Source organism: Novosphingobium sp. P6W, assembly GCF_000876675.2.
Taxonomy (GTDB): Bacteria; Pseudomonadota; Alphaproteobacteria; order Sphingomonadales; family Sphingomonadaceae; genus Novosphingobium.
This window is the reverse complement of the sequence record NZ_CP030352.1, coordinates 414,871-438,244: the sequence shown is the minus strand read 5'-3', so window position 1 is coordinate 438,244 and position 23,374 is coordinate 414,871. Positions and strand designations below refer to the sequence as shown.

Here is a 23,374-nt window from a genome sequence, read left to right as displayed (position 1 = left end):
GTCATGGCCTTCAAACATGGAATCACCATCACCGAGATCACCGAAGGCGCCCGCACGCTGACGGCGATCTCCACGTCGATCATCGGCCTGGTCGCGACTGGCGCTGATGCTAGCGCCGACGTTTTCCCCCTCGACCGACCCGCACTCATCACGGACATCGAGACCGCGATTGGCAGCGCGGGCGTCACCGGCACGCTGGCCAACGCGCTGCGCGCGATCGCTGACCAGACCAGGCCAATCCTCGTTGTGGTGCGCGTGGAAGAAGGTGCGACGCCGGCCGAAACCGCCAGCAACGTCATCGGTACCACGGATGCCAACGGCCAGAAGACCGGCATGCAGGCCCTTCTGGCCGCGCAGGCGCAGCTGGGCGTGAAGCCTAAAATCCTCGGCACGCCCGGCCTCGAAACGCAGGCAGTCACCGCCGCGCTTGTCGTCGTCGCGCAGAAGCTGCGCGCCTTCGCCTATGCCCGCGCGATCGGCGAGACTGTGGCCGCCGCGACCGCATACCGAGCGAACTTTACCGCGCGTGAACTCATGTTGCTGATGCCGGACTTCCTTGCCTGGAATACCGATGCCAGTGCCACCGTCACCAGCTACGCCGCCGCCCGTGCCATGGGTCTGCGCGCCCTTATCGACACGCAGACGGGCCCCCAGAAAACCCTGTCGAACGTCGCCGTCAGCGGGGTGGTCGGCCTCACCAAGGACATCCACTGGGATATCGAAGACCAAACCAGCGAAGCGGCGGTTCTCAACGCCGCGCAGGTCACGGCTCTCGTGCGCACCGTCACGGGAAACTGTTTCTGGGGCAACCGCACCACGGCCGAGCCGGAAAGCCCTTTCGTCTTCGAAAGCACTACCCGCGTCGCGCAGCTGCTCGCGGACACGATCGTCAACGGCATGCTCTGGGCCATGGACAAACCGCTGACGCCCAGCCTGGCCAAGGACATCATAGAGACCATCAACGGCCTTTTCCGCCAGCTGAAGGCCGGCGGCGTGATCCTAGGCGCAAACGCTTGGTTCGATGAGGCGAACAACGATGTCTCCGCCCTCAAGGCCGGCAAGCTGCGCATCGACTACGACTATGCCGTACCGCCGCCGCTCGAAGACCTCGGCTTCAACCAGCGCATCACGGACAGCTATTTTGCCGATTTTTCGGCGCAGCTGACCGCTGACGTCTGATCGACCGCCAACCTTACTCTCTGGATCATAGGAGCCCCTGATGGGTATGCAACGCGTCCTCAAGGACAGCATGATGTTTAACGAAGGTTTTGCCTACATGGGCGAGGCCAAGACGGTGGCCCTGCCCACCCTCACCCGCAAATTGGAAGAGACGCGCGGCGGCGGGATGAGCGGGCCGGTCAAGATGGACATGGGCATGGAGGCCATGTCCATGGGGGTCACCTTTGGGGCTCCCATGCGCGACATCCTGCGCCAGTGGGGCACCCCCACGGTCGATGGCGTCTATGTCCGCTTCGCCGGAAACTACCAGGCAGACGATACCGCCGACGTCGACCACGTAGAAGTCATCGCGCGGGGCCGCTGGGGTGAACTCGAATTTGGCGATCAGGAAACCGGCGAAGCCGGCGAGTTCGGGACCACGTTCGAAATCGCTTACTACAAGCTCGTGTGGAACGGGCGGGTCGAACTCGAAATCGACTTCCTCAACATGATCGAGATCGTCGATGGCGTCGATCGCCTGGCCGAGCGTCGTCGCCTCCTCGGAATGTTCTGATCCATCCGGCCCGGCCGCTCGCCGGGCCGCCTTTCCTCCTCGATAGCACGAACGCGGGCCTTGCTCCCGACACCCGGAGAACATCATGACCGAAATCGCCGCGACCGCCGCCGCCCTTGCCCTCGTCACGCTCGACACGCCCCTGAAGCGCGGTGAAGCGACCATCGAGAGCGTGCAGGTTCGCAAACCCCAGTCGGGCGAACTGCGCGGCCTCTCGCTGTCGCAGCTTCTCAACCTCGATTATGGCGCCCTCGAAACGCTCCTGCCGCGCATCACCATCCCGATGCTGTCCAAGCAGGACGTCGCCGCGCTCGATCCGGCCGACCTCACCCAGCTGGGCAGCGAGGTTATGGATTTTTTGCTGCCGAAGGGCGCGAAGGCGGGGCTCTCCCCGGTCGCGTAGACGACGCGATGGCGGACGTGGCGGCCATCTTCCACTGGCCGCCCGCCGCCATGAACGAAATGTCCATCGCCGAACTGATGGGCTGGCGCGAGCGCGCCGCCAAACGCTCGCAGTCATCTGATACGCCTGGCAAACGCGGGAAATAGGCAGTGGCCGACCGGAACCTTCGAATTCGCGTCCTTATGGAAGGTGCCGACCGGCTCACCCGCCCGATGCGGGACGCCGCCGCCGGCTCGACGCGCCTGGCGCAGACCCTGCGCGCCACGCGCGACCAGCTGAAGTCGCTCAAGCAGGCGCAGAACGACATCGCCGAATTCCGCCAGCTGCGCGGCGGTACCCGCGATCTCGAACGCCGAATGCAGGAGGCACAGGCTCGCACGACGCAACTGGGCCGCGCGATCGGGCAGACCGCCAACCCGACCAAAGCGATGCAGCGCGAATTCGCTCAGGCCCGCCGCGAAGCCGAAAGGCTCACCAATGAGCATCGCCAGCAATCCACCCGCCTGCAGGAACTGCGCACGCGGTTGTCTGCTGCCGGCATCTCCACCCGCGATCTGGTGAACGGCGAACGGCGCCTACGCGATCAGGTCCGCCAGACGACGGATAGCTTGCGCGATCAGGATCGCCGCCTGCAGGAGGTGACCCAGCGGACCCAGCGTTTCGCGGACGCGCGCGAGCGGTTCTCGCGGACGCAGGCCATGGCCACCGGCCTTGCCGCCGGCGGCGCGGCGTCGATCGGCACCGGCATGGTCATCGCCCGGCCGCTCGAAGGCGCTGCCGAGGACGCGATGCAGTTCGAATCGAAGATGACCGACATTAACCAGAAGGTTGTCCAGGCAAGAGATGCGGGCCGCCTGATGGGCCTAGACATGCGCAAAACCGCACTTGCCGTTAACCAGCTGCCCGCCGACCTGCAGAAGGGCGTCGACACTCTAACTGGTTTCGGACTTGGTGGGAAACAGGCAACCGCCATGATGCAGGACATCGGCCGGTCGGCGACTGCTTACAAAGCCGAGATTGACGATCTTGCAAAGGCAACTTTCGCATCTCACGACAACCTCAAAGTGGCGATTTACCAAACCGGATACGCTCTCGATGTAATGGCCGAGGCAGGAAAAAACGGCGCCTTCGAAATCAAGGACATGGCACAGTACTTCCCAGCGCTGACTGCCAGCATGCAGAGCCTTGGCGGGAAGGGCGTGCCGGCAGTTGCCGACCTCGCCGCCGCGCTGCAGATCACCCGCAAGGGCGCGGGCGATGCATCCAGCGCGGCCAACAACCTTCAAAACCTGCTGTCCAAGATTAATTCGGAGGACACGATCAAGAACTTTGCGGATTTGGGCATCGATATTCCGAAGGCAATGAAGAAGGCCGCCGCTGAAAGCCGCAGCCCGATCGAGGAAATCGTGCGCTTGACCCAGCAGGCGACTGGCGGCGACCAGGCGAAGTTGTCTTCCCTTTTCGGGGATATGCAGGTTCAACAGGCGCTTCGCCCGCTGATGTCGGCTTTTGCCGAGTATAAAGAGATCAGGGCCGCAGCGCTTTTTGCTCCGGACACGACCAATACCGATTTCGCCGAGCGCATGAATGACAGCGCCGAGAAGGTGAAACACCTCAGTGTTCAGTCTAAGGATTTGTCGATCACGATCGGCAACCAGCTATTGCCCCTGATCGCGTCGGGCTCCGAAACTCTTTCGCGTTGGGGCGACCGGCTTGCTGGCATTGCGCAGCGCAATCCGCAGCTAGTGCGCGCGCTTGCGGTAGGAGCCGCCGCTTTCGCAGCGTTGTTCCTAATTCTGGGCGCCGGCGCCATTGTCCTCGCCGGCCTCGTCGCGCCGATCGCGGTGCTCGGGGCGGCTGCGACCGCGCTCGGCATCGGCCTGTTGCCGCTGATCGGTATCGCTGCCGCTATCATTGCCGGGATCGTCGGCTTAGCGGCCGCCTCTTACTGGCTCTACGAGAACTGGGGCAACTGGCCCGAGATCATGGCGGGCATCTTCGCGGCGCTGAAATTCTATTTCCTGAACTTCAACCCGCTCGGCATGCTGATGCGCGCTTTCCAGCCAGCACTCGATTACCTGCGCTCCCTCAATATGGCCGACATCGGACGCTGGATGATTCAGGGCCTGATCGGCGGCATAAAGGCCATGATCCCCGGCTTAGGGCTGGTCCTTTCGGCGGTCGGCAACCTGATCCCCGACAAAATCCGTAAGCTGCTGGGCATCCACTCACCGTCCCGCGTGTTCGCGGAGATCGGCGGGCATGTCATGGGCGGTCTCGATCAGGGCCTCGCTGCCAACGCGCCGGGGCCGATCGCCCGCATCAACGAACTGGCGGGGCAGATGACCCGCGCGCTGGCGGTCGGCGCCGGGGGCGCGGCCATGGCCGCTGCTGTGCCAGCGGCGGCATCGAGCGCCGGTAGCGTCGCGCCCACCTCAGCCGCCAGCGCCGCGCCGGCAACCTTCAACCTCCACTTCCACGGCGTCACCGGCAACCCGCAAGACATCGCGGAGGCAGTCCGCAAGGCCATAGAACAGATCGAACGTGAGCGGCGCGGGCGCAGCTTCGGCGACGACGAAGGGTAATCGACGATGCACCTCGTGGCCCTGGGCATGTTCCTGTTCGAGATCGGCACCCTTCCTTACGAGGAGATGCAGCGCCGGATGAACTGGCTCCACGCGCGGTCGGGCCGTGTCGGCGCGCGCGATGCCACGCAGTTCGTCGGTCCCGGCGACGAAACCATCAGCCTTTCCGGCGCAGTCTACACCGAACTGTCCAATGGGCTCGTCTCGCTCGACGATCTGCGGGCGCTGGCCGACACTGGCGAGGCGCTACCGCTGGTCGATGGCAGGGGCATCGTCTACGGCAATTTCGTCATCGTCTCGATCGACGAACGCCACGTCGCGCTGATGTCCGATGGCACCCCGCGCCGCATCGACTTCGGCATTGACCTCCTGGGCGTCGATAATCCAGCCTCCACCGCCAGCGCGCAGGCCAGCGCATGACCGGGCCGATCAACAACATTGCCGACTGGCGCGTACTGCTTGATGGCACCGACCTGTCGGATCGCATTCGCCCGCGCCTGATCTCCCTCACGCTGTCGGAGAAGCGCGGCGACGAGGCTGACCAGCTGGACATCGTTCTGAGCGATGCGGACGGCATGCTGGCCATCCCGAAAGAGGGCGCGGTGCTGCAGGTGCAGCTGGGCTGGAAGCAGGGGCGCGACGTGACGGCGGGCCTCATCAACAAGGGCAGCTTCAAGGTGGACGACGTGTCGCACAGCGGCCCGCCCGATCAGATCACCATCAAGGCGCGCGCCGCCGACTTCACCAGCGAAATCCGCAATCGCCGGGCGCACAGCTGGAAGGACACGACGCTGGGCGCGGTTCTGCGCGATGTTGCCGGGCGCAATGGCCTGACGGCGCGTATCGCGCCCGCTTTGGCGTCGATGGCGCTCCCGGCAGTCACACAGAGCCGCGAAAGCGATATCGCCTTCCTGCGCCGCCTAGGGCGGGAAAACGATGCGGTCGCCACCGTCAAGGACAAGCATCTGATATTCGCGCCGAAGGGCGCCGGACAGACCAGTGACGGCACGGCGCTGCCCAGGCTGACGCTCCATCGCCGAGATGGCGACGGTCATCGGTGGCAACGCCAGAAGCGCGATGGGCAGGAAGGCGTGTCCGCCAGTTGGCACGACAAGAAGGCGGCTAGGCGCAAGACTACGACGGTTGGGAAGGCGGACGGAGCAAAGAAATTGCGCAAAGTCTATCCCGACGAGGCGTCGGCCAAGCGCGCCGCCACCGCCGAGAGCGCCCGCCTGAAGCGGGCGCCCGCCACATTGGATTTGACGCTGGCGCTTGGCCGGGCCGATGCCTATCCCGAAGCGCGCGTCACCACATCAGGCTACAAGGACGTAATCGACGCCGCCACCTGGCTCATTTCCGAAGTGTCCCATCGCCTCGACAAGGCTGGCGGGTTCACCACCGACATCAAGATGGAAACTGCCCCGACGTGATTTAGAATCCGGGGCCGGAGATCACGTCGGATCGTGTCAAACCTTTTGGGTCATTGCGCTTTCGATCGCGTTGCGCAGATCCGCAATCGCATCGCGGTCTCCGGCTGAGGTTGCCTGAATTTCGCCAGAAGAAGTTGCCAACATCAAATGGTAAACCGGCGCGGGCTGATTACGATAGGTCAGGAACGCAATTACGGAGAAAACCAATATAACGGCCCATCCACCGATTGATTTAAATCCGATAGTTAATGCCATCAGCGCGCAGATTGCGAATAACATCCAAACATTGGAATTTTTCTTATCAATACGTACGTCAACAGAATTGATCTTATCGATCGCATAACTTTTGGATCCGAAGCGCGCAAAGTGCTGGTCTACGGATACCTTCCCCTGCTGATAAATCATGAGTAATATCCCCCGACCTGCTTATTTTTCTCGTCGATCATGATGCCGCGCTACTCAGTGTAGGGTCCGCCGGTGCTTCCACATCAACCAAATCCCAGCCCAAACCGTCACGCTTAAAGATCAGGGACGGCGCTTTGTCGCCCGGTTTTAGTTTGGGCCGAGCGATAAACCGATCCAGGCCGCGACGTTCGATCTCCCATTCGGCCTCTCTGCCCTCTGTCTGGACGGCAGCCGGCTTTTCGGGATCCTTCATCTTCCCGCTCTCGACCATCACCTTGATGCCCTCTGGCGAAACGATGCCGTCGATCATGGGATCTATGATGGCGCCAGCAAAAGCCATGCCGAGCGCTCCGAAGGGGTTGTTCTTCTCCTTGGCCATTTCCGCGACCATCATCGCACGCATCTGGGACTTCAGCGATTCACGGATCGCCGGGAAATCGACGCGATCTTTCAGTTCTTCGCGGTCGCCTGCGAGCGCGGCGTCCTTGAGGCCCTTCATCGCCAGCCCAGGCGACAACCAATACCAACCACCACTTGCAAGTATGAGCGCCGCCGCAGCAGCGAGAACAGCTTTCTTCACCTGACCCCCGTTCAGAAATTCTGCACGGGGCTAAGCGCCTGCCTATCCCACTGTCTACGTGTATTTTCTTACAGAGAGACTTTGCCTCTTTCCTACACGTTCCGTTCCAGCCAGAACAAGAACGAATCAGGAACACTTAGGGGTGCGCAAAGTTGAGTGGGGACGTGATGCGACTGACGCCGGGCTGCGAGTTCGCCTGCCCGGAATGCAGCGTCGGTTGCGCTACGGTTGTGGCGATCCGTGATCGTCTGTGGCGGCAGATCGAGGAGGAGCGTCGGTTGCAGGCGACGCGGCCGCACCCGGATCGGGCAGATAGGGTCCGATCCCTGCAAAGCCAGATGGCAGCCATCGAGCAAGAATTTCTGCGGTCTCGTCCCTGGACGCCCCTTCAGGCACAAGAACGAGCAGTTTGGCGAACATCTCACGCAGCGCGGCTTCACTAGGTAGCGCGACCTGAAGCGGAATATACTGAACAGCCGGACGTGCTGCCTCGACTGCCCGTGCTTCAGGCTCGGCTTCCGTCTCGTTCAGTCCTGCCAATTGCATCACCTCTGCGGGATCCACGCCGCGCAAAGAGAGCACCGCCGCAATCTGGCGGGTTACATCGATAGGCAGCTCACGTTTCTTGTAGCGCTTCGGATCCTCGAAATACGAATACCTCGGAAAGCCGATTCCTACCTCTTCAGCCATCTTGCGGATCGATATCGGTGGCACTGCAGAGAGACGCAGTTCCTTCAGTTTTTCAGCTGCAGATTTCATGCGCGGGACTGTGTTGAAATTTTAGACACAGTCAGTCCTCAAAATGGCTTGCCTGTTGTATAATATTTGAATACACCTCCGTCTATGGAACGGCTCATCTCAATCTTCGACTTGTTCGGCGGCATCCGCCCGATGGCTCGTGCGCTCGACGAAAGCCCGAGCAAGATCATGGCGTGGAAGCGCGCGGGCCACATCCCAGCGCAAAAGCAGGCAGAGGTACTGGAAAAAGGCCTCGCTTTGGGCATGCCTCTCACCGCCGAACACATGGTCTTCCCCCTTGGACACCCTGTCCCTGAAGTAGCAGCCATGCCGGTGGCTGTCGTTTGCCATCGCCAGGGTAAAGCGCAACGCTCGACAGGTGCCCAATGACCAAGTCGCGCGCACCGCTCTCGTTTTCGCTCGCCATCACCACGGTATGCGGGAAGATCGGATGGAAGGCAGCGGCAGCGGTCACCGGCCGGTCTGTGCGCACCGTTCGTCACTGGAGCGAAAGCGACCGGCACGGCACGCCGACACTCGATCAGGCCAAGGCTCTCGATGCCGCCTACATCGCAGCAGGCGGCGACCATGCGCCAATCCTTGCCAGCTATGGCCTGCAACTGGACGTCGCCATGGTCGATCCGATCGCCTGCCGCACAGCGCTGGCCGAAGACCTTGCGCTGGCGTCGCGCGAAACTGGCGACGCCTTCGGTCACTGCATCGCCGCGCTACAGCCCGGTGCATCTCCGGCCACCATCTATCGCGCCATCGCCGAAACCGAGGAAGCAGACGCGCTTTTCCCGCGCCTCCTCGGCCGGCTCAAAGCCCTTCTGCCCGGCAATAGCGCCGGGCGCGAAGCTACAGGGGAAATACGGTAATGTCGGGGCGCCCGGTCCAACTGCCACACGTCAACTGCCCGGCCTGCGGGGGCCGCGCATTCGCTCGATCGGTGGGCAAGAACAGCTTGCTCTACCGCGAAATCTACTACCACTGCCGCAATCCCGATGCCTGCGGCCATGAATTCGTGGTGGGCATGACCGCGATGCGAACCGTGAAGCCGACACGCTTCCCGCAGCCTCTCAACAAGCTGCCGCTCAGCCAGTGGCATGCCGCTGCGAACGATCGTGCAGCCAACGATGATGGTCCCCCAAACGAACCGGAATCAAGCGCGACCGTCACCTGAACTGACGGCCGCGCCGAACTGACCTTCTGATCCTGATGCCTTCGAACCCGGCTCGCTTCCGGGAACGCCGCAGCTTTGCCTACTCACCGGAGCCTTCAATGCACCTCCCTGACCATAGCCAGTTCAGCGCCGGGCTCCATCAGCCCCGCCGGCGGCCAGCCTCAAGACCTACTCTATTCGCCGCATGGCAGGCGCTTTGGCGTGAAGCCCCAACAGAGGTGCGTCGCGACTTGCTGCGCCTCGCCTTGATGACGCCCACGATGATCGAGGTTTGCGCGCTGGTCTGGTGGATGTCGCCGGCATGATCCGCTCCCGTGAAATCGTGCGCGAAAGCCGCGATGCCGTGATCGCCGAGACGTTTGGCGCCGGCCGCGCCGCCGCAAACCCCTACGGCCCTACGTCGAAGCGCCACATCTTTTGGCAGCATGGTGCCGACCAGGCCCGGGCCGCAGCAACTCGCCTCCTGCAGATCGGAGCCTGACGCATGGACATGCGGGAAGATATCTGCCGCGCCTTGATGCCGCTGCTCAAGGGCGACTTCAAATGGAAGAAGGAGGGAGGCGAATACCTCCAAGGGGGCAAATGCCCCGAGTGCAGCGATCATTCCGTGTTCGCGCACGGCAAGAACCCGTGGGTGCTCAAGTGCGGCCGCACCAACAAGTGCGGGTGGATGGGGTCTGTCCGCGATCTGTATCCCGAGATTTTCGATACATGGTCGAACCGCTTCAAGAAAACGCCCGAGAACCCCACGGCGGCCGCCGACGCATACCTGAGCGATGCCCGGCGCCTGAACCTGCTCGGCATGCGAGATGCCTACACGCAGGAGTATTTCCACGACGACGCCCGCAAAATCGGTTCGGCCACTGTCCGCTTCCCGCTGCCCGGCGGCAGTTGGTGGGAACGCCTGATCGACCAACCCGGCCGCTTCGATCGCAAGGCCCGTTTCGCCTACGGCAAGTCCTACAAGGGGCAGGCCTGGCAGCGTCCCGATGTATCGATCGAGGATATGGCCAACGCCGCCAGCATCTGGTTTGCCGAAGGCATCTTCAATGCGTGGGCGCTGGAGCAGGCTGGCCAACGCGCCGCCTCGACCATGTCGAGCAACAACTACCCGGCTCTGTTTCTCAAGCAGTTGCGCGCGCACATCGCGGCTTCGGATTTCCCGCTACGCCGCCCCAAGCTGGTGTTCGCCTTCGATGTTGGCGCCGCCGGCACCAAGGCATCGCGTGATTTCGTCGCAGCCGCCCGCAAGGAGGGCTGGGACGCGACGGCTGCGCAGCCGATGGGCGAGGACGAGGCCGGCAAGGAACTCGATTGGAACGATCTGCTCGTTTTCGAGCGCCTGGGGGAAACCGACCGGACGGAATACTTGTGGCACGGCCGGGTGCTCCTCGCCGCCACGGCGCAGGAAAAAGCCTTCCTGATATGGGACAAGCACCGCTGGAACAGCTTCCACTTCACTTTCGGCAGCCGCACATACTGGGCCTCGATCGACATCTCGATAGTAGGCGAGAAGATCGACGAATACCGCCGGGGCCGCACCCGCGAATTGAAAGAGATCGACAAGGACGAGGAAGCGAAAATCCGCGAGGAAGCTTCGCGCGAGGCCCTGTCCGTCGAGGAGATCGCCAACTGCGCGTTCCGCGTCCTGTACCGCCAGCGTGACGAAGCGACCGACGAAACCAAGTTCTTCCTCAACATAACCTACCCCAGCGGCAAACGACCCTCGGCAAAGGGCGATTTCACCGCTGCCCAGCTGCGCAAGGCCTCGAACTTCGAGGACCGCCTGTTCGCGTTTGGCGGCGTATGGACCGGCAATGCTCACCAGCTGACGCGCATTCTGCAGCACCAGACACCCGATTTGCCCGACGTGCGCCCGCTCGGCTTCACCGGCTACTGCCGGGATTCACAAGCCTACATCTTCGGCCCGATCGCCGTCGCCGGCGGCCGCGTCTACAAGCCGAACGAGAACGAGTTCTTCCAGATCGGCAAGAAAGCCCTCAAGCTGGGCACGTCGGAGAAGCTGCTCGACATCGATTACCATGCCGACAACCTCGACGTCAGCTGGCTTCCCGATCTGTGGACGGCCTACGGCGCCAAGGGCATCGTCTGCCTGACATTCTACTTCGCCTCTCTGTTCGCGGAACAGGTGCGGGGCGAGATGAAAAGCTTCCCCTTCCTCGAGATGCACGGCCTGCCCGGCACGGGTAAGACCACGCTGGTCGAGTTCCTCTGGAAGCTGCTCGGCCGCGAAAATTATGAAGGTTTCGACCCGGCCAAGGCTACCCCGGCCGCGATGGCGCGCAACCTCGGCAAGGTCGGCAACCTGCCTGTCGTACTGATCGAGGGTGATCGGCGCGAAGAGGCCAGTCATTCTAAACGGTTCGAGTGGGAGGAATTGAAAACGGCCTACAACGGCCGATCGGTGCGCTCGCGCGGCGTGAAGAACGGGGGAATGGAGACGTTCGAGCCGCCTTTCCGGGGCGCAATCATCATCGAGCAGAACGAGCCGGTGAACGCTTCGCGCGCGGTGCTCGAACGTATCATGTCGCTGGGCTTCGACATGTCGGGCTGGTCGGCTGACACCAAGATCTCGGCAGAGCGCATGGAGCAATGGCCGATCGAGAAGCTGTCCGGCTTCATCGTCCACGCAACGAAGCGCGAAACCGAAGTGATGGGGCGGTTCCGGCAGGCCTTCGCGCAATACGAAGCGGAACTGCTCGCACTGCCCGCCATCCGCACCAACCGCCTGGCCAAGACGCACGGCCAGCTGCTCGCCTTCCTCGATGCCATCCGCACAATCGTCCCCCTCAGCGATGACCAGCAGGCCGCCACCGCCCGCTACATCGTCGAAATGGCCACGACGCGGCAGACGGCCATCAACAGCGAAGACCCTGTCGTCAGCCTGTTCTGGGAACGGTTCGGTTACCTCGAGGAGAACGAGGACGCTGCAGCGCTCTCCGGCCACATCAACCACCATCGCCGCCACGACGAAGGGCTGATCGCCGTCCGCCTGAACGAGATGGAAGCCCGCTGCGCTGACAAGCGCCTAGCTCTGCCCACTCACGCCGAACTCATCCGCGCGCTGAAAACCTCGAAAAACCGCCGGTTCATCGAAGTCTGTGCCGTCAACTCCCGCAACGACAACGTCGGCGCCGTGCGGTGCTGGGTCTTCAAGGACACCAGTCGCGCAGCCGGCGAGCGCAAATTCTGAAATCGAAAGGACGAACCATGCGTACCGTTCCCTCGCTGCTGTCCATGCTGGACGATCCCAACGCCACCCCGGCGCCCGTATCCCCGATCGTGATGCCCTGGGACTACATTCGGATGCGCCGCCTCGCCGCCGGCCTGTCTATCGAACAGGCCTCTCGCCCTTTCTGGCACCGGCCCGAGCATCGGGCCGACGTCGAACGCAACATGCGCCAGATCGAGGAGGTGGGCTTTCGGGTGAAGCGCCTGTGGGACATGTCGCGGTCCTACCGCTTGAACATGACCGTCTACCGCCAGCTTTGCGACACCTTGCCGGAAAGCCACCCGCGCCTCTGCCTCGCATGCGGGTGGGACGAGTGGTCGACCCAGATCGATAACGAGGGCTTCGATTGCACGTGGTCCGCCGCCGATCCGGAAATCTGCACCCTCTGCGAGCAGACCAAGCAGGCGAGGTTCAAGCCCCGGCTCGCGAATACCCAGCCCCATTCCGACAACCACCGCGCCAGCCAGCGCGCCGCCTGACCTAAGGAAATCCCATGTCTGACACGAATTCCACCGAAGACCGCCTCCGCCTGCTAATCGAACGCGTCGAGCGCTTGGAAGAGGATAAGAAGGGAATCAGCCAAGACATCAGCGATGTCTATGCCGAGGCAAAAGCCGTTGGCTACGACGTCAAGGTCATGAAGGTGATCGTGAAGCTACGCCGCATGCAGCCTGACGACCGGCGCGAAATGGACATGATCGTGGACACCTACAAAAACGCGCTGGGGCTCGACTAACCATGCGCCGCCAACCCTCTGACACCGTCCACGCCCTCCAGTGCAGCTGCATCAGCTGCGTCCCGCCGACGTGCCACGACACTCGCGCACGTCGCGCGATCAAGATTGCGGCACGGGCCGCATTCGTCATCGCCGCTATGATCGCGATCCCATTCATCATCGTCCTCGCCCTCTCAGGCGCGAAAGGGGACAACCGATGAGGTTCCTCTACCTCGAACTCGCCAACGACTGGAGCGATCAGACAGTGGAAGAGCGTATGCGCCTGTGCGCAGAAGCACTCTACGCGCACAAGCTGATCAAGCCGCGCTACTTCACCCAAATCACGGCACGCATCAGCCAGCGCGCCCACCGCCAGCGCGACGTGCGCGCTCGCAACCGGACACGGTTGTTGGGATGCAAGCGGTGCGACGATACGGGATACCTCGATCACGCAGGGTTTGCGCAGGACCCGTGTGATCATAAGGTCGGGCCGTGAATTTGGATCCTCTCCTCCTTACTGAGGCCGAAGCGGCTTTGCGCCTGCAGGTATGCACTCGCACGCTTAGGAAGGCTCGAAACTCGGGCCTTCTGCACTACGTGTTAATCGGGCGCTCCATCCGCTACACATTGGCGGATCTAGAATCATACATTGAACGTTTACGTCAGGTTCAGCCGAATTGTCCTCTAAAGGAGCCCACGCGTCGGATCTCGGTACCCTCTCGCAAGGGTGGCGAAATTGTGCCGTTCACGGAGCGCAATCGACGCCGGTGATCGCGTGACGGTCTACAAGCCCAAGGGCAAACCTCACTATCATTACGATTTCCAGTTTCGTGGCCGGCGGTTCTATGGGTCCACCGGCTGCGACACTAAGCGCGCCGCCGAGACGTTCGAGCGCCGGGAGCGCCATCGCGCCGCTAACCCTGATCTGCAACGCCCCCCGATCACGCTCGATCAGGCGGCAAGCCTGTACCAGGACCATGCCGAACTTCTACCCAGCTGGCCCACCATCAAGTACCTGATTGCGGAACTTATTGGTGGCTTGGGCGGCAACAAGCTCCTTTCGGAAATCTCTCAACGCGAGTTGCAGATATTCTTTGCGCGCCGTCGCGACGGGCGGTCGAGCGCATCGATCAACCGCGAGATCGAGAACACCCGCGCCCTGTGGCGCCGTGCCCAGGGCACAAAATATGACATCGGCGAAATGCCGGACTGGAAGCAGCTGAGGCTCAAGGTTCCCGCTTCGCCCCCGCGCGAACTGCAAGTTCTCGAAGAGGACAAGCTCCTGCTCGCGATGCGCAACGACGTCATCGATGCCGTCGACTTCCTGCTGAAATCCGGCTGGCGGCGCGGCGAGGTATTGGGTCTCTGCTGGGCCGACGTGAACATTCCCCGCAAGGTCGCCGTAACGCGGATCAAGGGGGGCGACATCGTCACCCGCCCGCTGACCACCGCCTTGGTCGAGATCATAGCGCGGCAACCGCAGTGCAAGGACGAGAACGACGACGTCGTGCCGTTCGTCTTCACCTATGTTTGCCAGAAAAGCCGAGGCGCGCGCCGCAAAGGCAAGCGATACCCGCTGACCCCGACCGCGTTACGCAAGCCTTTCGCTCAGGCCCGCACGGCCGCCGGTGTCGAAAACTTCCGCATCCATGACCTTCGACACACGCGCGGCACCCGCATCGTACGCGCAACCGGCTCACTGGCGGCCGCGAAGGAGGCTTTGAAGCACAAGCGCATCGAGACCACGCTGCGCTACGCGCACGTCTTGGACGACGATGTCAGAAACGCACTCGAAGCAAGCGAGTCCCGACATAGTCCCGACCAGCAGGAACAGGCTAAGAAAAAAGCTTAGGATTTGTGCGGATCACAGCCCGTTTGACGGTCGCCGTGTAAACGAGATGCTCTACCAACTGAGCTAACCGCCCGCTTGCGCTATGGCGGCGCTATTGCTGCGTTTTCGCGCTCCCGTCAATGCCCCAAGGCACGCATGTTATTACACAGTGCCCGGCACTGCGTAGCTCGCCGTGCATTTCCCGTTAGTTACGCTGCATTTTCCCCCGTCTTCCGAGGCTTGATGAATTTTCAACAATGGCTGTCGATCGCTGTTCTGGCGGGCATGATGGTGCTCTTCATCTGGGGCCGATTCCGGTATGACGTAACCGCCGTGATCGCCCTGCTGGTCGCCATGGCGCTGGGTCTGGTTACGCCGGAGAACGCATTCCTGGGTTTTTCCGACGATATCGTCATCATCGTCGCCTCTGCGCTGGTGCTTTCGGCGGCGGTGCAGCGTTCGGGGCTGGTGGAAAAGGCGGTGGCCTGGGCGGGGCAATACCTGAAGCGTACCGGATCGCAGTTGCTGGTGCTGACGGCCTCGGTCGGGGTGGCCTCGGGCCTCATCAAGAACATCGGGGCGCTGGCGATGCTGATGCCTGCCGCCGGGCAACTGGGGCGCAAGAGCGGGACCAACCCCTCGCGCTTCCTCATGCCGATGTCTTTCGCGGCGCTGCTGGGCGGGCTGACCACACTGGTCGGCACGTCGCCCAACATCATCGTCAGCCGCGTGCGCGAACAGATGATCGGCGAACCTTTCACCATGTTCGACTACCTGCCCACCGGCCTTGGCCTGCTGGTGATCGGCCTGATCTTCCTGCGCCTGTTCTACTGGCTGCTTCCCGCCGACCGGCGCGCGGCAGCAACCATGGGCGAGGCGCTCAACATTTCGGACTACACCATCGAAGCGCGGGTGCGTGAGCAGTCGCCCGTAGTGGGCGATACCGTCGCTTCGTTCATGAAGGAACACGACGGAGAAATCGACGTGACCGCCGTGCTGCGCCACGGCCTGGCCGGCGAAGTGCGGCCCGATCTCGTCATAGATGCCGACGACGTGCTGATCCTCGCCGGCGATCCCGATGCGCTGGAACGCGCCGTCGCCGCCTCGCAGCTCGACCCTAGCGGGCACGGCGAGGATGAGGAGGACGAGGACGAACAGCACGCCCGCGCCCGCGACGACGTGGGCGTGATCGAGGGCGTGGTCACCGCGCGCTCGGCGCTGGCGGGCAGTTCAGCGGCGCGGCTGATGCTGCGCGACCGGCTGGGCCTGCGGCTCGTCGCGATATCGCGGGAGGGGGAGAGCCTGCGCAACAAGCCCGCCAGCATCGTGATGCAGCCGGGTGACGTGATCGTGCTGCAGGGCACTCTCTCGGCCATGCCCGGACGGCTGCGGCAACTGGGCGTTCTTCCTCTGGCAGCGCGCCCGATCAGCCTTGGCATGACCCGCAAGGGGTGGCTGGCGGTAGCGATCCTCGCCGCCGCGATGCTGGCCACGGCGACCGGGGTGATCCCGGTGGCGGCAGCGTTCTTCACAGGTGCGGGTCTGGTCATCATCACCGGCGCGCTGCCGGTGGACGATGCCTACGAGGCGGTGGAATGGCCGATCCTTATCATGCTGGGCGCGCTGATCCCGGTCAGCGGCGCGCTGCAATCGACCGGCGCTTCGGACGTGCTGGCGACGCAGCTTGCCGCGCTGGCGACAGACCTGCCGCCCTGGGGCGCGGTGGCGCTGGTGCTGGCCGCATCGATGGCGGTGACGCCGTTCCTCAACAATGCCGCGACGGTGCTGGTGATGGCACCGATCTCTGCCGTGTTCGCGGGCGATCTGGGCTACCGGCCGGATGCTTTCCTGATGGCGACGGCGATCGGGGCGGGCTGCGATTTCCTCACCCCGATCGGGCACCAGTGCAATACGCTGGTGATGGGGCCGGGCGGCTACCGCTTCGGCGACTACGCCAGGCTGGGAGCGCCGCTATCGCTGCTGGTGCTGGTGCTGGGCACACCGCTGATCATGCACTTCTGGCCGGTGCATTGAAGCGCCCTCAAATCTCCAGCTGACTGCCCAGTTCGATCACGCGGTTTGTCGGCAGCTTGAAGAATTCCATCGCGCTCTGGGCGTTGCGGACCATCCAGGCGAACAGCTTCTCGCGCCAGATCGCCATACCCGGACGGCTCGATGCGATCAGGGTCTGGCGTGAGAGGAAGTAGCTGGTGTCCATGTCCCGGAACGGCCCGCCCGCACGATGCTCGGCGGCAAGCTCGGCGGGAACGTCTATCTCGTCCATGAAGCCGTGGCGCAGGACCACGCGGTAGAAACCCTGCCCCATGTCCTCGACGCTGCATCGTTTCGGCCCGGAAACGTGAGGGACTTCCTGCGTCTGGACGGTGAGGATCACCACCCGCTCGTGCAGGATGTGGTTGTGCTTGAGGTTGTGCAGCAGCGCGTGCGGCACTCCCTCTGCGGCGGAGGACAGGAACACCGAGGTGCCGGCCACGCGGGGCACCCGCTCTCCCACGGATTTCAGGAACAGGTCGAAGGGGATCGAATCTTCGCGCAGGCGCGCCAGCACGATGCGCCGGCCAGTGGCCCAGGTGGTCAGCAGCAGGAACACCACGGCGGCGACCAGCAGGGGGAACCAGCCGCCGTCGGGTATCTTGGTGGCGTTCGAGGCGAAATACAGGCCGTCCACCAGCAGGAACGCCGTAGTGAGCAGCACCGAGACGATGGGGTTCCACTTCCACACCGCGAAGGTCAAGACGCCCAGCAGGCAGGCGGTGATGACCATCGTCCCGGTCACCGCGATACCGTAGGCGGCGGCAAGGCTGCTCGAACTGCCAAAGCCGAAGACCAGCAGCAGCACCATGACGAGCAGGCCCCAGTTGACCAGCGGGATGTAGATCTGCCCGGCGGCACGGGCGCTGGTGTGCAGGATCTTGAGGCGCGGCAGGAAGCCCAGCTGCACCGCCTGCTGGGATACCGAATAAGCGCCCGAGATCACGGCCTGGCTGGCGATGATCGTCGCCATCGTCGCCAGCGCGACAAGCGGCAGACGCGCCCATTCCGGCGCCATCAGGAAGAACGGGTTGGACGCCGCCTCGGGGCTGCCCAGCAGCAGCGCGGCCTGGCCAAGATAGTTGAGCATGAGGCACGGGAACGCGACATAGAGCCACGAAACCATGATCGCCTTGCGACCGAAATGGCCCATGTCGGCATAGAGCGCCTCTGCGCCCGTCACCGCCAGCACCACCGAGCCCAGCGCCAGGAAGGCCAACTTGGGGTCGATCAGGAAAAATTCCACCGCATGAACCGGGTTCAGCGCGGCAAGGATGCCGGGGTGCGCAAGGATGCCGTTTACGCCCAGCACCGCGAGGACGGCGAAGTAGACGATCATCACCGGGCCGAACAGCTTGCCCATCGCCGCCGTCCCGCGCGACTGGATCGCGAACAGGCCGATGAGAATGCCGGTGGAGATAGGCAGCACCCAGCCGGCGAAGGCCGGGTTCACCACCGTCAGCCCCTCTACCGCAGACAGTACTGAGATGGCCGGGGTGATGATCGCATCGCCGTAAAACAGCGCCGTCGCCACCACGCCCAGGCCGGCGATCAGCGGTGTCAGGCGGTTCTCGCCCAGTTCCCGCCGGATCAGCGCCAGCAATGCCAGGCTGCCGCCCTCTCCCTTGTTGTCGGCGCGCAGGATGATGAAGACGTACTTGATCGTGACGATCACCATCATCGTCCAGAAGATCAGCGACAGGACGCCGAAGATATGCGGCTTGTCCACCACCAGCGGATGGTGGCCCACAAAGCTCTCCTTCATCGCATAGAGCGGTGAGGTGCCGATATCGCCGAACACCACGCCGATGGCGCCCAGCGCCATGGCGGGCAGACCTTCACGCTGATGGCCTTCGTTCTCGTGGCTCTGACCATGCGCGAGTGCGGCAAGGTCCGTGGCAGATTCGCTCATGAAACCGAAATACGGGCCTGCACGCCGGAGCGCCACGAACTTTACGGTTTCTTTATGGGCGAAGGCCGCATTCCCCGTGGAACCTTAACGCCCTGAAGGTCCACTTGAGCATCCGTCCCGCAAGTCGACGGATTCCCGGCCATGCACAAGTCCCCCTTCCTCCGCTCAAAGCTCGCCTCGCTGCGGCGGGGTGAGCGCTGGTGGCCCGCCGAGATTGTCCTGCGCGCGCTCGGCCTCGCCCTGCTCGCCGGGTGCTGGCGGCTGGCGATCACCGCGCAGCGCATGGCGATGCAGCCCGCTCCGCATCCCGCAAGCGCGGCCGATCTTGCCGTGTGCGCGGGCGTGGTGGTGCTCCTTTGCGCCGGGCTGATGCTGGGCATCGAGGGCCCGGGGCTGCTGCGCGACGTGCCGCTGACGGACTGGTTTACCCATACGAGAGGTTCCCGCTCATGACCGATCTCATCTGGCTGGCGGCGCTCGCCGGCCTGTTCGCACTCACCCTCGCCTTTGCGCGCCTCTGCGAAAGGGCCTGAGCGATGACGCATCCCTCAGATTTGGCCCTGATCCTCGCCGGAGCGACCGCGCTTGGCCTGCTCGTCTATCTCCTCGCCGCGCTGCTGCGGCCAGAGAAGTTCTAGGAAAACCAAGGCCATGACCATTCAGGGCTGGAGCCTCATCCTCCTGTTCACCGCGCTTGTCGCGGCGCTTGCCAAGCCCATGGGGGCCTGGCTTTTCGCGCTTTACGAAGGGCGCACCACGCCGCTGCACCGCGTCCTTGCGCCGGTGGAGCGCGGCTTCTACCGGCTCGGCGGCATTGACCCGGGCGAAGAGCAGCACTGGCTGCGCTATGCCCTGCACATGCTGGTGTTTCAGCTGGCCCTGCTGGCGTTCACATATGCGGTGCTGCGCCTTCAGGGCATATTGCCGATGAACCCGCGCGGGGTTGCCGGGATCGGCGCCGACGGCGCCTTCAACATCGCCGTCAGCTTCACCACCAACACCAACTGGCAGTGGTATTCGGGCGAGGTGGCGCTTTCCAACCTGTCCCAGATGCTGGGGCTGACGATCCACAACTTCCTCTCGGCGGCGACCGGTATTGCCGTGGCTTTCGCGCTGTTCCGCGGTTTCGCCCGGCGCGAGGCGAAGACCGTCGGCAATTTCTGGGCGGACTGCACCCGCGTCACCCTGTACCTGCTGCTGCCCGCCTGCATCGTCTACGCGCTGTTCCTGATCGCCAGCGGCGTCCCGCAGACGCTTTCCGCCATGGTCGATACGACCACGCTGGAAGGCACCAGGCAGGCCATCGCGCTCGGCCCGGTCGCCTCGCAGGAGGCGATCAAGATGCTGGGCACCAATGGCGGCGGCTTCTTCAACGCCAACTCCGCCCACCCTTTCGAGAACCCCACCGCGCTTACCAACCTGGTGCAGATGCTGTCGATCTTCGCGCTGGGCGCAGGGATGACCTGGTGCTTCGGCAAGGCGGTAGGCAACACCCGGCAGGGCTGGGCGATCCTGGTCGCGATGATGGCGCTGTTCCTTGTCGGCACCGCCGTCGCCTATTGGCAGGAAGCGGCGGGCAATCCGGTGCTGCACCAGCTTGGCGCACCCGGCGGCAACATGGAGGGCAAGGAAGTCCGCTTTGGCATCGCCGGCAGCGCCCTGTTCTCGGTGGTGACGACGGCAGCCTCGTGCGGCGCGGTCAATGCCATGCATGACAGCTTCACGGCGCTGGGCGGCATGGTTCCGCTCATCAACATGCAACTGGGCGAAGTGGTCGTCGGCGGCGTAGGCGCGGGTATCTATGGCTTCCTGATCTTCGCGCTGCTGGCGGTCTTCGTCGCCGGGCTGATGGTGGGGCGCACCCCCGAATACGTCGGCAAGAAGATCGAGGCGCGCGAGGTCAAGCTGGCCGTTCTCGCCATCGCGGTGCTGCCAATGTGCATCCTTGGCCTCACCGCGCTGAGCGCCGTCCTGCCCGCTGGCCTTGCCGGCCCGCTCAACAAGGGCCCGCACGGCTTTACCGAGATTCTCTACGCCTTCGCATCCGGCGCGGGCAACAACGGGTCGGCCTTTGCCGGGCTTTCGGCGGGCACGCCGTTCTACAACGGACTGCTTGGAGTGGCGATGTGGATCGGGCGGTTCTTCGTGATCGTACCCGTGCTGGCCATCGCCGGCAGCTTGGCCGCCAAGCGCCACACGCCCGCCACCTCAGGGTCTTTCCCGACCACCGGCGCCTTGTGGATCGGCCTGCTGATCGGGGTGATCCTGATCCTTGGCGGCCTCACGTTCCTGCCCAGCCTCGCCCTTGGCCCCATCGCCGATCACATCGCGATGATGGCCGGCCAGCTGTCCTGAAGGCGCATCCCATGACCACCCAGACACCCACTTCCATGTTCTCGGCAAAGCTGGTCGGCCCCGCGATCGGCGAGGCCTTCCGCAAGCTGGAACCACGCCAGCTGATCCGCAACCCGGTGCTGTTCACCACCGCCGTCGTTGCGCTGCTGCTGACCGTCCTGCTGATCGTAGGCCGCGAGCCGCTGCCCGCCGGCTTTCAGATCCAGCTGATCGGCTGGCTGTGGCTCACGGTCCTGTTCGGCACCTTCGCCGAAGCCCTCGCCGAAGGGCGGGGGCGGGCGCAGGCAGCCAGCTTGCGCGCCACCCGCTCGGAACTCAGCGCCCGGCTGCCCGATGGCCGCACTCTCTCCGCCTCGCAGCTGAAAAAGGGCGACGAGGTCATGGTAGCCGCAGGAGAACTGATCCCGGCGGACGGCGAGGTCGTCGCCGGTGTCGCCTCGGTCAATGAGGCGGCGATCACCGGGGAAAGCGCCCCCGTCATCCGTGAGGCCGGGGGCGACCGCTCCGCCGTCACCGCCGGCACCCGTGTGATTTCCGACGAAATCCGCGTGCGGGTGACACAGGAGGCGGGCCAAGGCTTCCTCGACCGCATGATCGCGCTGGTCGAAGGCGCCGAGCGGCAGAAGACCCCCAACGAGATCGCCCTCACCATCCTGCTGGTCGGCCTCACCATCATCTTCCTGATCGCCGTCGCGACGATCCCGGCCTTTGCGCACTATGCGGGCGGCGCGATCCCCGTCGCGGTGCTGGCGGCGCTGCTCATCACCTTGATCCCGACCACCATTGCCGCGCTGCTGTCCGCCATCGGCATCGCCGGGATGGACCGTCTGGTACGCTTCAACGTTCTCGCCAAGTCCGGCCGCGCGGTCGAGGCGGCGGGCGATATCGATGTGCTTCTGCTCGACAAGACCGGCACGATCACCGTGGGCGACCGTCAGGCCAGCGAATTTCGCCCCGTCGGCGGCGCCAGTCCCGCCGCGCTGGCGGAAGCGGCGATGCTGGCCAGCCTTGCCGACGAGACGCCCGAAGGCCGCTCGATCGTCGTCCTCGCGCGTGAGCGTTTCGGCCTTTCGCTCGCCCTGCCCGGCGATGCGGAAGTAATCCCCTTCACCGCTCAGACGCGTATCTCGGGCGTGAGGAGCGCAGCCGGCCTTGTCCAGAAGGGCGCCGTCGATGCGGTGCTGCGCGCCAACCCGGAAGCCGCCGCCTCTCCCGTTGCCGCCGAATTGCGCCGCCAGTCGGAGGAGATCGCGCGCCTCGGCCAGACCCCGCTTGCCGTGGCCCGCGACGGACGGTTGATCGGCCTCGTCGCCCTGAAGGACGTGGTCAAGGCAGGCGTGCGCGAGCGCTTCGCGGAACTGCGCCGCATGGGCATCCGCACGGTGATGATCACCGGCGACAACCCGCTCACCGCCGCCGCCATCGCCGCCGAGGCCGGAGTGGACGACTTCCTCGCCGAGGCCACGCCCGAGGACAAGCTGGCGCTGATCCGGCGCGAGCAGCAGGGCGGCAGGCTGGTGGCGATGTGCGGGGACGGCACCAACGACGCCCCCGCGCTGGCGCAGGCCGACGTCGGCGTCGCCATGAACACCGGCACCCAGGCCGCGCGCGAGGCCGGCAACATGGTCGACCTCGACAGCGATCCCACCAAGCTCATCGAGATCGTCGGCCTCGGCAAGCAGCTCCTGATGACGCGCGGCGCGCTGACCACGTTCTCGGTCGCCAACGACGTGGCCAAGTACTTCGCGATCATCCCGGCCATGTTCACCGCGCTTTATCCGGGGCTGGGCGTGCTCAACGTGATGGGCCTTGCCAGCCCGCAGAGCGCGATCCTTTCGGCTATCGTGTTCAACGCGCTGATCATCCCGGCGCTGGTGCCCCTCGCGCTGCGCGGTGTGACCTACCGCCCCATGGCCGCCGGGCCGCTGCTGGCGCGCAACCTCGGGGTCTACGGCCTCGGCGGACTGGTGGCTCCGTTCGCCGGGATCAAGCTGATCGACATGGCGGTTTCCGGGCTGGGGCTGGTGTGATGATCCGCAGCTTCTCTGTCCACGCCATCGCGTTGCCGCCCCCATCGCGCCGCCAGCATGGTCCCGTTCGCACGCACCGTCATCCTGAACTCGTTTCAGGATCCATCGTGCCGATCGGACGGCGGTGTGGGCGTAGAAATGGACCCTGAAACGAGTTCAGGGTGACGCTT

The 23,374-nt window shown here is 64.1% G+C and carries 26 protein-coding genes; 22 read left to right on the top strand and 4 right to left on the bottom strand.

Features of this window, described 5'->3' with window-relative positions; genetic code table 11:
- Nucleotides 1–3 precede the first annotated feature (3 nt).
- From TQ38_RS02165 to TQ38_RS02135, 7 genes are all read left to right on the top strand, one after another.
- Entirely contained in the window at nt 4–1,179 is a 1,176-nt protein-coding gene (locus tag TQ38_RS02165) for a phage tail sheath subtilisin-like domain-containing protein (RefSeq protein WP_043973648.1), read from the top strand.
- Between the two features lie 40 nt (nt 1,180–1,219).
- The gene (locus TQ38_RS02160) at nt 1,220–1,732 is read left to right on the top strand and encodes a phage major tail tube protein (protein ID WP_043973651.1); all 513 of its coding nucleotides are present in this window, start codon (nt 1,220–1,222) and stop codon (nt 1,730–1,732) included.
- An 85-nt stretch (nt 1,733–1,817) separates the two neighbouring features.
- Nucleotides 1,818–2,135 carry a phage tail assembly protein gene (locus TQ38_RS02155; protein WP_043973654.1) on the top strand — a complete coding sequence of 106 codons (318 nt, stop codon included), beginning with the start codon at nt 1,818–1,820 and terminating at the stop codon, nt 2,133–2,135.
- A gap of 8 nt (nt 2,136–2,143) precedes the next feature.
- On the top strand, nt 2,144–2,281 hold the full coding sequence (locus TQ38_RS02150; RefSeq protein ID WP_043973656.1) for a GpE family phage tail protein: 138 nt from the start codon (nt 2,144–2,146) through the stop codon (nt 2,279–2,281).
- Nucleotides 2,282–2,284: 3 nt separating this feature from the next.
- Nucleotides 2,285–4,720, top strand: coding sequence for a phage tail tape measure protein (locus TQ38_RS02145; protein ID WP_043973658.1), 2,436 nt, complete (start codon nt 2,285–2,287; stop codon nt 4,718–4,720).
- A gap of 6 nt (nt 4,721–4,726) precedes the next feature.
- Entirely contained in the window at nt 4,727–5,140 is a 414-nt protein-coding gene (locus tag TQ38_RS02140) for a phage tail protein (RefSeq protein WP_043973660.1), read from the top strand.
- Nucleotides 5,137–6,150 (top strand): contractile injection system protein, VgrG/Pvc8 family, encoded by a 1,014-nt coding sequence (locus tag TQ38_RS02135; protein ID WP_043973662.1) that lies wholly within the window; start codon nt 5,137–5,139, stop codon nt 6,148–6,150. Before TQ38_RS02140 ends, TQ38_RS02135 begins: the two co-directional genes overlap by 4 nt.
- Nucleotides 6,151–6,186: 36 nt before the next feature.
- Here TQ38_RS02135 and TQ38_RS02130 read toward each other — a convergent pair whose 3' ends face one another.
- From TQ38_RS02130 to TQ38_RS02120, 3 genes are all read right to left on the bottom strand, one after another.
- The gene (locus TQ38_RS02130; protein WP_043973664.1) at nt 6,187–6,555 is read right to left on the bottom strand and encodes a DUF6232 family protein; all 369 of its coding nucleotides are present in this window, start codon (nt 6,553–6,555) and stop codon (nt 6,187–6,189) included.
- A gap of 37 nt (nt 6,556–6,592) precedes the next feature.
- Nucleotides 6,593–7,135, bottom strand: coding sequence for a DUF2939 domain-containing protein (locus tag TQ38_RS02125; RefSeq protein WP_162792184.1), 543 nt, complete (start codon nt 7,133–7,135; stop codon nt 6,593–6,595).
- A 222-nt stretch (nt 7,136–7,357) separates the two neighbouring features.
- On the bottom strand, nt 7,358–7,894 hold the full coding sequence (locus TQ38_RS02120; RefSeq protein ID WP_162792183.1) for a helix-turn-helix transcriptional regulator: 537 nt from the start codon (nt 7,892–7,894) through the stop codon (nt 7,358–7,360).
- An 84-nt stretch (nt 7,895–7,978) separates the two neighbouring features.
- On the opposite strand from TQ38_RS02120, the gene TQ38_RS02115 reads away from it, so the two are divergent.
- The 11 genes from TQ38_RS02115 to TQ38_RS02060 all read left to right on the top strand — a co-directional run bounded on the left by TQ38_RS02115 (nt 7,979) and on the right by TQ38_RS02060 (nt 16,889).
- Nucleotides 7,979–8,263: a carph-isopro domain-containing protein gene (locus TQ38_RS02115; protein ID WP_043973665.1), complete on the top strand. Its 285-nt coding sequence runs from the start codon at nt 7,979–7,981 to the stop codon at nt 8,261–8,263.
- Nucleotides 8,260–8,751 (top strand): hypothetical protein, encoded by a 492-nt coding sequence (locus TQ38_RS02110; protein WP_043973667.1) that lies wholly within the window; start codon nt 8,260–8,262, stop codon nt 8,749–8,751. Before TQ38_RS02115 ends, TQ38_RS02110 begins: the two co-directional genes overlap by 4 nt.
- Nucleotides 8,751–9,056 carry an ogr/Delta-like zinc finger family protein gene (locus TQ38_RS02105; protein WP_043973669.1) on the top strand — a complete coding sequence of 102 codons (306 nt, stop codon included), beginning with the start codon at nt 8,751–8,753 and terminating at the stop codon, nt 9,054–9,056. The genes TQ38_RS02110 and TQ38_RS02105 overlap by 1 nt, the downstream gene beginning before the upstream one ends.
- A 301-nt stretch (nt 9,057–9,357) precedes the next feature.
- On the top strand, nt 9,358–9,537 hold the full coding sequence (locus TQ38_RS02100; protein WP_043974481.1) for a hypothetical protein: 180 nt from the start codon (nt 9,358–9,360) through the stop codon (nt 9,535–9,537).
- Nucleotides 9,538–9,540: 3 nt separating this feature from the next.
- The gene (locus TQ38_RS02095) at nt 9,541–12,270 is read left to right on the top strand and encodes a toprim domain-containing protein (protein WP_052505632.1); all 2,730 of its coding nucleotides are present in this window, start codon (nt 9,541–9,543) and stop codon (nt 12,268–12,270) included.
- Nucleotides 12,271–12,287: 17 nt separating this feature from the next.
- Nucleotides 12,288–12,788: a hypothetical protein gene (locus TQ38_RS02090; RefSeq protein ID WP_043973672.1), complete on the top strand. Its 501-nt coding sequence runs from the start codon at nt 12,288–12,290 to the stop codon at nt 12,786–12,788.
- Between the two features lie 14 nt (nt 12,789–12,802).
- Nucleotides 12,803–13,045, top strand: coding sequence for a DUF2312 domain-containing protein (locus TQ38_RS02085; RefSeq protein WP_043973674.1), 243 nt, complete (start codon nt 12,803–12,805; stop codon nt 13,043–13,045).
- A 196-nt stretch (nt 13,046–13,241) separates the two neighbouring features.
- Entirely contained in the window at nt 13,242–13,520 is a 279-nt protein-coding gene (locus tag TQ38_RS02075; protein WP_043973678.1) for a hypothetical protein, read from the top strand.
- Entirely contained in the window at nt 13,517–13,795 is a 279-nt protein-coding gene (locus tag TQ38_RS31420; RefSeq protein ID WP_082057605.1) for a helix-turn-helix domain-containing protein, read from the top strand. Before TQ38_RS02075 ends, TQ38_RS31420 begins: the two co-directional genes overlap by 4 nt.
- 4 nt (nt 13,796–13,799) lie before the next feature.
- Complete coding sequence (locus TQ38_RS02065; protein WP_043973681.1) at nt 13,800–14,876, top strand: site-specific integrase; 1,077 nt, start codon at nt 13,800–13,802, stop codon at nt 14,874–14,876.
- A gap of 222 nt (nt 14,877–15,098) precedes the next feature.
- Nucleotides 15,099–16,889: an SLC13 family permease gene (locus TQ38_RS02060; RefSeq protein ID WP_043973682.1), complete on the top strand. Its 1,791-nt coding sequence runs from the start codon at nt 15,099–15,101 to the stop codon at nt 16,887–16,889.
- A 7-nt stretch (nt 16,890–16,896) separates the two neighbouring features.
- On the opposite strand, the gene TQ38_RS02055 is transcribed toward TQ38_RS02060, so the two are convergent.
- Complete coding sequence (locus TQ38_RS02055; RefSeq protein ID WP_082057631.1) at nt 16,897–18,819, bottom strand: potassium transporter Kup; 1,923 nt, start codon at nt 18,817–18,819, stop codon at nt 16,897–16,899.
- 141 nt (nt 18,820–18,960) lie between these two features.
- Between TQ38_RS02055 and TQ38_RS02050 the strand changes: the two genes are divergently transcribed.
- The 4 genes from TQ38_RS02050 (at nt 18,961) to kdpB (ending at nt 23,204) form a co-directional block, all read left to right on the top strand.
- On the top strand, nt 18,961–19,272 hold the full coding sequence (locus TQ38_RS02050; RefSeq protein ID WP_043973684.1) for a hypothetical protein: 312 nt from the start codon (nt 18,961–18,963) through the stop codon (nt 19,270–19,272).
- Nucleotides 19,273–19,355: 83 nt separating this feature from the next.
- The gene (kdpF, locus tag TQ38_RS02045) at nt 19,356–19,457 is read left to right on the top strand and encodes a K(+)-transporting ATPase subunit F (protein ID WP_043973685.1); all 102 of its coding nucleotides are present in this window, start codon (nt 19,356–19,358) and stop codon (nt 19,455–19,457) included.
- Between the two features lie 13 nt (nt 19,458–19,470).
- The gene (gene kdpA, locus TQ38_RS02040) at nt 19,471–21,174 is read left to right on the top strand and encodes a potassium-transporting ATPase subunit KdpA (RefSeq protein WP_043973686.1); all 1,704 of its coding nucleotides are present in this window, start codon (nt 19,471–19,473) and stop codon (nt 21,172–21,174) included.
- 11 nt (nt 21,175–21,185) lie between these two features.
- Nucleotides 21,186–23,204 carry a potassium-transporting ATPase subunit KdpB gene (gene kdpB, locus TQ38_RS02035; RefSeq protein WP_043973688.1) on the top strand — a complete coding sequence of 673 codons (2,019 nt, stop codon included), beginning with the start codon at nt 21,186–21,188 and terminating at the stop codon, nt 23,202–23,204.
- Nucleotides 23,205–23,374: the final 170 nt, after the last annotated feature.